Consider the following 1146-nt stretch of genomic DNA (forward strand, 5'->3'; position numbering starts at 1 on the left):
TGACAAAACCGCCGCACTGCTTCTCAACACCCCAAATAGTGCCCGACTAATGTTGTGGGTTATGGTGTTGTTTTTTGTTGCAGCCATTGGTTGGGCGTCGTGGGCACAGATCGACCAAGTCACCGTCGGTCAAGGTAAAGTAATTCCCTCTTCTCAAATCCAAGTAGTTCAAAACTTGGAAGGTGGCCTCGTCAAAGAAATTCTGGTGAAGGAAGGACAACTGGTGAAAAAAGGCCAGCAACTTCTGTTGATCGACGATACTCGTTTTCGCTCGGACTACCGCGAACGTGAACAACAAGTTGCCAACCTGACCGCCTCGGTATTACAACTTTCTGCTTCTATCAACAGCGTTGCCGTCAATCGCGATTTTAATATTCAAGATTGGGAAAAAAGCGTCGTTCTCGATTACGGCAAACTGACTTTCCCACCGGTATTGGAAGAGACGCAGCCACAATTAACTCAGCGTCAAAAAGCAGAATACCGCGAAGATTTGGATAACCTACGCAACCAACTGTCGGTGATCGATCAACAAGTTGAGCAAAAACAGCAAGACTTGGTCGAAATTGAAGCGCGAGTGCGCAACTTACGCCAAAGCTACCAATACGCGAAGAAAGAACTGGATATCACCCAACCGTTGGCGGATGAAGGCGTTGTTCCGCGTATTGAGCTACTCAAATTGCAGCGCCAAGTGAACGACACTCGCCGTGAAATGACATCTAGCGAACTGAAAATCCCAGTGATCAAATCCGCCATCAAAGAATCCATGCTCAATCGCATCGATGTGGCGTTGAAGTTCCGTTCCGAACAACAAGAGAAACTCAATAATGCTCAAGACCAATTGTCTGCATTAGTTGAATCGGCTGTAGGATTGGAAGACCGCGTAAACCGCACAGTGGTGGTCTCTCCGGTGACAGGAAAAATCAAAACGCTGAACGTCAACACCGTTGGCGGCGTTATCCAACCGGGTATGGACATCGTTGAAATCGTACCAACCGAAGACACCTTGTTAGTTGCGGCGCAAATCGCCCCGAAAGACATCGCTTTTCTACGCCCGAACCTAAATGCCATCGTAAAATTCACCGCGTATGACTTTACAAAATACGGCGGCTTAGTGGGTGAACTGGAGCACATCAGTGCAGATACCAC

1 protein-coding gene is annotated in these 1146 nt (G+C 47.9%); it reads left to right on the forward strand.

What is annotated here, in order from left to right:
* Nucleotides 1–1146: HlyD family type I secretion periplasmic adaptor subunit (locus R7Q46_RS25085; RefSeq protein ID WP_318077920.1), on the forward strand; the 1146-nt coding region annotated here is incomplete at both ends.

It is taken from the genome of Vibrio sp. 811, from assembly GCF_033339195.1.